The 5834-nt window shown below is 53.4% G+C and carries 8 protein-coding genes; 4 read left to right on the top strand and 4 right to left on the bottom strand.

What is annotated here, in order from left to right; genetic code table 11:
• The coding region (locus V6D20_18495; protein HEY9817771.1) for an energy-coupling factor transporter transmembrane component T at nt 1-286 on the top strand (286 nt) is incomplete at its 5' end.
• A 195-nt stretch (nt 287-481) separates the two neighbouring features.
• Here the strand turns inward: V6D20_18495 and V6D20_18500 are convergent.
• The 3 genes from V6D20_18500 to V6D20_18510 form a co-directional block, all read right to left on the bottom strand.
• A complete protein-coding gene (locus V6D20_18500; GenBank protein HEY9817772.1) occupies nt 482-796 on the bottom strand; it encodes a DUF2499 domain-containing protein in 315 nt (104 codons plus the stop codon).
• 82 nt (nt 797-878) lie between these two features.
• Complete coding sequence (locus tag V6D20_18505) at nt 879-2168, bottom strand: LCP family protein (GenBank protein ID HEY9817773.1); 1290 nt, start codon at nt 2166-2168, stop codon at nt 879-881.
• Between the two features lie 279 nt (nt 2169-2447).
• Complete coding sequence (locus tag V6D20_18510; GenBank protein ID HEY9817774.1) at nt 2448-2822, bottom strand: hypothetical protein; 375 nt, start codon at nt 2820-2822, stop codon at nt 2448-2450.
• 196 nt (nt 2823-3018) lie between these two features.
• Here V6D20_18510 and dxr point away from each other — a divergent pair, with 196 nt between their 5' ends.
• The 3 genes from dxr (at nt 3019) to V6D20_18525 (ending at nt 5428) form a co-directional block, all read left to right on the top strand.
• The gene (dxr, locus tag V6D20_18515) at nt 3019-4209 is read left to right on the top strand and encodes a 1-deoxy-D-xylulose-5-phosphate reductoisomerase (protein HEY9817775.1); all 1191 of its coding nucleotides are present in this window, start codon (nt 3019-3021) and stop codon (nt 4207-4209) included.
• A 167-nt stretch (nt 4210-4376) separates the two neighbouring features.
• On the top strand, nt 4377-4901 hold the full coding sequence (locus tag V6D20_18520; GenBank protein ID HEY9817776.1) for a hypothetical protein: 525 nt from the start codon (nt 4377-4379) through the stop codon (nt 4899-4901).
• Nucleotides 4898-5428, top strand: coding sequence for a hypothetical protein (locus V6D20_18525; GenBank protein HEY9817777.1), 531 nt, complete (start codon nt 4898-4900; stop codon nt 5426-5428). The genes V6D20_18520 and V6D20_18525 overlap by 4 nt, the downstream gene beginning before the upstream one ends.
• Before the next feature lie 52 nt (nt 5429-5480).
• Here V6D20_18525 and V6D20_18530 read toward each other — a convergent pair.
• Nucleotides 5481-5834 (bottom strand): cupin domain-containing protein (locus V6D20_18530; GenBank protein ID HEY9817778.1); only part of this gene is annotated, 354 nt, incomplete at its 5' end.

The raw sequence follows: 5834 nt of genomic DNA on the forward strand, positions 1-5834 counted from the left end.
AGAACGCTGGCTTTCACCGCTGCGTCGCATTGGCATTAATCCAGGACAGGTCAGTTTAGTGATTGCCATCGCCATTCGGTTTATCCCTGTTTTACTGGAACAACTCCAGGCTATTCAAGAAGCCCAGCGAGCCCGAGGATGCGATCGCCATCCCGTTCGTCTCCTCGTACCTTTGCTGATCCGAATGCTGTATTTAGCTCGCGATCTTACCGAGGCTTTGGAAGCTAGGGGCTATGATCCTCAGGATCCCGCAGAATCATCCTCGCTTGAAAAGGGCGATCGCTAAACGCTTGTCCAGCATTAAACAAATATCCCTATTAAAGGTAAGACGATTTAAGTCAGTAGGATACGTTAGGCGAAGCCGTAACGCATGAAAAGCTCACAAGACAGTAGTTGCAGCCATACCTAAAAACACCCTGCAACAAGGTTTATTGAGTCCACCTACTGGGAACATGTCTCAACCAGACTGGCCACACCGATCTTACGAACTAGGCGGCGTGGTCAACGTTGCCGATCGCCAGATCCACCAAGCCGCAGCGCAGACCGTTGAATTCCCCACCACCGTCATGGCCGCCTGGAGCGTCACCAGCCATTCGAGATTTAGCGGATTATCAAAAAAGTGCCAGGTACAGGCACACATCGCGCTCACCAACAGAGGCAACATGGCGATCGCCAGATAGCGCCAAGCTGGATTTTGGCTAACGCCGCTGTAGACCCAAATGAGCCAAATGGCGACGATCCACTCAATCACACTAGAAACATGAATAATCCAGGTGGGAATTGAAAGCGCGTGCATGGCAGACCAACGTAATACATCTGTCGTCTATTGTGCCAGGTTTTGCAGCAGGCTGGCTCTTGCTCCCCCTAGGGTCGTCTAACTAGGGGCGATCGCTTTCCAACCAATCCTCGCCCACCCGAATTGTAATGTCCGAATCTAGCACGCCGGTGCTTTCCACCCGCACATCGCCAAAGCCCAGCACCCGCTGTAGTTCTTCGGCACTTTGGGTATCGCCCTGCTGGACGATAATCCGGGTGGTTGCAAGTGGTTCTGTAGAATCGGCTTCCAGATAAGCATTGTCATAGCCGGCATCGTAGAGCTTATCAAGCAGGCGGCTGATGCTGCGCGGTCGCCCCATTGTGTCCTGTATGGCAATGCGTAGGCGGCTTGGCTCCATCAGCTCCTGCGATCGCCCTTGCACAAAATATTGATCCACCATGGCATCAATGGCATTGTAGTTGGGCAGCCAGTAGCTTAGCTCATACTCACCGGATAGACTAAAATCCCCCGGCAGCATCAGCATTTGCACATCCGATCGCTGGGTTGTGCTTGCAAAACCCACCAGCGCCACCGTTTCTTCGACGGTGAGATTGGTATCAATATTGTCTTGAATGACCGATAGGATTCTCGGCATCCGCGCTAGGGTCACCGGACTGAGGGTTTGCTCGATCAACGCACCCATAAAAGCTTGCTGCCGCTGCACCCGACCAATATCGCCATACTGATCGTAGCGGAACCTGAGGAACTGCATGGCTTGTTCACCATCTAAATGCTGTTCCCCTTCTTCCAGGTTGATATAAAGGTGCTGGCTATCGTCTTGATAGCGCATATCTTGCGGCACATAGACCGTCACGCCGCCGAGGGCATCGATCAGCTTTTCCACACCCTGAACGTTGATGCGCACGTAGCGATCGATGCTAATGTCTCCCAAAAGATAGCTGACGGAGCGAGCCGCTAGGGCTGGGCCACCGTAGGCGTTGGCGTCGTTGAGCTTGGTCACTCCCACACCGTCTACAAAGGTACGGGTATCGCGGGGCAGGGAAAGCACCGTAACCGTGTTATCTCTAGGGTCAAACCGCACCAGCATCATGGTGTCTGAGAGACCATCAAAGGAGTTGACCAAGGCGTGATAGCCCAAGTCACGCACCTCCGGCGGTGGATTCTCGACGTCGGAACTCAGAACTTTTACACCTAGGACAAGAATGTTGACCGGGCGGGTGAGCTTGGGCAATTGAAAGGTTTCGCCGCTGGAAATACCGTCTTGGTCAAAGGCATCAGCATCTTCCGGGCTGAGTTGGCTTTGTAGCAAAGGTGTACTTGCTAGGGTTGCCGCCAAGAAGGCTCCGGCTGTCGCTGAAACGATCGCGACACCGACGAGACCCGACGCCATCCATAGCCATCGCCACCGACGAGACTTGGGCGATTGCGTTGAAAACCGTTTAGACCCCTGAGATGAATGAGAGTGTTTCTGTGGAGACACGATGTCCTCGATCGAGAATCTAATGCTACAGCTTACGTAAGTTTATTGAAAATATCCATAGGTTGGATCCAGGACATCGAATGCATTCAGAACCTACCATCTTTCAGCAACCCATTCCGCTCAACTTGCCGGGCGGGGGCTAACTGCGGTGGATGAGACTGCCATCGCTATTGAATCCTGTTCAGCCCATTAAGGCAAGCGATCGCCAATATCACTGACGCCGGGCAACCATAACGGTTTACGTTGCCACACCCGCAGCATCAGCCAAAAACTGGTGAGAAAGTAGCCGGAGGTGACTACGCTATTGGCTAGCAGCAGCGAGAAGGAGAGGTTGGCAGAACTCTGGGCCCCGGCTCCCAGCAAGGCATAACTGAGCACCCAGCCCAGGGCTAGCACCACGGAAAGACGACTGGCAATCTGCTGGCGGCGATCGCCCTGTTGTCGGTAGAGCGCCCAGAGGGCCGGGAAGAAGCCCATGACTGGAATGAAGTAGATGAAAAGCTGTAGTCGTTGGAGATCGCGCTCGTTAAACGGGTCAGTATTGCGGGTCATACCGGGAGTCATCCGTGAGAAACGCCTATATCTCTATGGTAGAAGCGACGGGGTGATCTTTGGGGGATTGGAGCGCGCTGGGGGATCAAGCTAGGGAATCGAGGTCAATCTTTGGTGAACCTTACCAATCCTTAAAAAATTCCTTGCACTCAAGGTATCCGCGACATTTTATAGTGGAGAGGCCGCTCACCCATAAGATTAAGATATTGTGAAAGCTATTACCCTGCTTGGATCCACCGGGTCAATTGGGACGCAAACCCTGGATATTGTGCATCAGTATCCAGAGCAATTTCGGATTGTGGGGCTAGCTGCCCGGCGCAATGTGGAGATGCTGGCCGCCCAAGTGCGCCAATTTAAGCCCGAAATTGTGGCCATATGTGCCGCTGACAAATTGCCCGAACTCCAAGCAGCGATCGCTGACCTCGATCCTCAGCCGATTATTCTGGCGGGCGAGGAAGGCGTGGTGGAAGTGGCTCGCTACGGCGATGCGGAGGCGGTGGTCACGGGCATCGTCGGCTGTGCTGGTCTGCTGCCCACCTTGGCGGCCATCGAAGCGGGCAAAGATATTGCCTTGGCCAACAAGGAAACCTTGATTGCGGGTGGCCCTGTGGTGTTGCCCTTGGTGAAGAAGCATGGCGTCAAGCTGCTGCCTGCGGATTCCGAGCATTCTGCCATCTTCCAATGTTTGCAGGGCGTTCCTGCTGGTGGTCTACGGCGTATTGTCTTAACGGCATCCGGCGGTGCTTTCCGCGATTGGCCCGTAGATCGACTGCCCACGGTGAAGGTCGCTGATGCGCTTAAGCACCCCAACTGGTCTATGGGCCCCAAAATCACCATCGACTCCGCCACCTTGATGAACAAGGGGTTAGAGGTGATTGAAGCCCACTACCTATTCGGGCTCGATTACGACCATATCGACATCGTCATCCACCCCCAAAGCATTATTCACTCCCTGATTGAAGTGCAGGATACCTCCATGCTGGCCCAGCTCGGTTGGCCCGACATGCGCCTGCCCTTGCTCTATGCCCTCTCCTGGCCCGAGCGCCTGTATACCGATTGGAAACCGCTGGATTTGGTGAAAGCTGGCGACCTGACCTTCCGAGAGCCGGATCATCAGAAATATCCCTGTATGCAACTGGCCTACGCCGCTGGTCGCGCCGGTGGTTCCATGCCCGCTGTGCTCAATGCTGCCAATGAGCAGGCTGTAGCTCTGTTTATCGATGAGCAGATCCAGTTCCTCGACATTCCCAGAGTGATTGAGGCGGTGTGCGATCGCCATCAAGCCCACAACCTGGCCACGCCCACGTTGGATGACATTCTGGAAGCTGATCGCTGGGCCCGCCAAGAAACGATCGCCGTCAGTGGAGCGATCGCCTCCCAGTCCGTCGTCCTCACCTAGCGATCGCCGTCTGTGGGTGGGGATCGCTAGCCATCCCTCCCCACAACTTCTAGCGGAAATCTTAAAAATCTAGCACCTTGCCTCCAGACCAGCCTATTCTGAATCCAGAGACGATTTTGGTCTCTAGCGTTCACCGTAGGTTGAGAGTTCATCATAGGTTCAGAGCGATGCAGGCAAAAACTATTTGGCAACTGGGCAGCAGCAATCCCGACAATGCCAACCATTTTGCAGAAATTAGCGATTGGTGGGCTGATTTGCACGATCAAGATATTTCTTGGAAACAACGGCTGATCCAGCCCACCCACGACCTTCATAACCTCAACTGGGAGCCCCAGCGGTTTGATGAAACCTTTCGGGTGACGCATCCCCAGGTACGAGGTATTACGCTGTATTGGCAAAAATCCAAAGTAGAGGGCGAGCGCAACATCACGCCCCAGCGCTTAGAGCTAGATAATCTACGGCAAGAACTCTATATCTATCCCAAAACCCAAAATGAAGTGGTGATCCAGGTGGCGCTTCCTGAGGTTGTTTACCAGGTGATTGAGCTCAAGTTTCCCCAAACCAACGTCACCCACGATTTAGATAAGACTGTTCTAACCCTCAAGGATGAGTCCCAGCGGGTGGTGGTGAAGGCCATTCTTAGTCCCAATACCATCAGCCAACTGAAACAACACCTGAATGAGCCGAAATGACTGATCCCGAGTGGCAGGTGGGCGATCGCTTTGTAGATATATCAACGCCTTGGTTTCACTTAATTGGTGAACATATCCAGGCGGGCGATCGCTTCCTCGACTACTGGCGTATCGAAAAAGCCGACTTGCTGATTGTGTTACCTATCCAGGGCGATCGTATCTTACTGCCTCCACCCATGTATCGTCCTGGACTGGGCGCTGAAACCTGGGATTTTCCCGGTGGCCGCTGTCCCCAGGGCAGCGATCGCCCAACCGTAGCGGCCGAGATTCTGAGGCGAGAATTAGGGATAGCCCGAGAAGCGATCGCCCAGCTTCAACCTCTGAATTCTAAGGGCTGGGCCGTAAATAGCTCTTTTTCCAATCAAGTCCTCTACAGTTTTGTGGCCCACCTCCAAGAAGGAACAGCCCCTCAAATCGGTAAAAGCTACGAGATCAGTCGCGCTGGGATTTCTGTTTTGCTGGCTGAACTGAGCTGCTTACAGTGCCGTGCGGTGTTATTGGATTGGTGGTGCAGTCAATCTGTCTGAGTCTAGACCTAGGCCTGCTCAAGTCTGATATTCTGTGACATCTGTACTTATCTTATTTCTGGGCTTGATGCGGAAAGGACATTTCAAGAACAACACATCCAATATCGGTTTTGAAGGGCCCATGCACTTCTCCAGGCGGTCTACTGGCATAATGACCACGTTCCAACCACATATCAAAGGCTTGGTCATAGAGGCGACCGCTGACGATAAAGATCTCTTCAGGATAGTTATGGGATTTGCTGCCAGCCTTCGCTGTATCAGCGCCAGGATGAAACCTCGTTAACCGGGTATAGTTACCGGTTTCTTGATCCATGCTGAGGGTGAGTTCTTCAACGAGGTTGTCTAATCCTTGGATCGGCTGCCATTGCCCTTGGTTCTCTAGAAGGAGTGGATTCCAGTAGGTGCT

Source organism: Candidatus Obscuribacterales bacterium (assembly GCA_036703605.1).
GTDB lineage: Bacteria > Cyanobacteriota > Cyanobacteriia > RECH01 > RECH01 > RECH01.

Coding starts and splice junctions, on each gene's coding strand:
- V6D20_18525 (HEY9817777.1), top strand. CDS start 4,898: ATGACTGATCCCGAGTGGCAGGTGGGCGATCGCTTTGTAGATATATCA.
- V6D20_18505 (HEY9817773.1), bottom strand. CDS start 2,168: ATGGCGTCGGGTCTCGTCGGTGTCGCGATCGTTTCAGCGACAGCCGGA.
- V6D20_18500 (HEY9817772.1), bottom strand. CDS start 796: ATGCACGCGCTTTCAATTCCCACCTGGATTATTCATGTTTCTAGTGTG.
- V6D20_18520 (HEY9817776.1), top strand. CDS start 4,377: ATGCAGGCAAAAACTATTTGGCAACTGGGCAGCAGCAATCCCGACAAT.
- V6D20_18510 (HEY9817774.1), bottom strand. CDS start 2,822: ATGACTCCCGGTATGACCCGCAATACTGACCCGTTTAACGAGCGCGAT.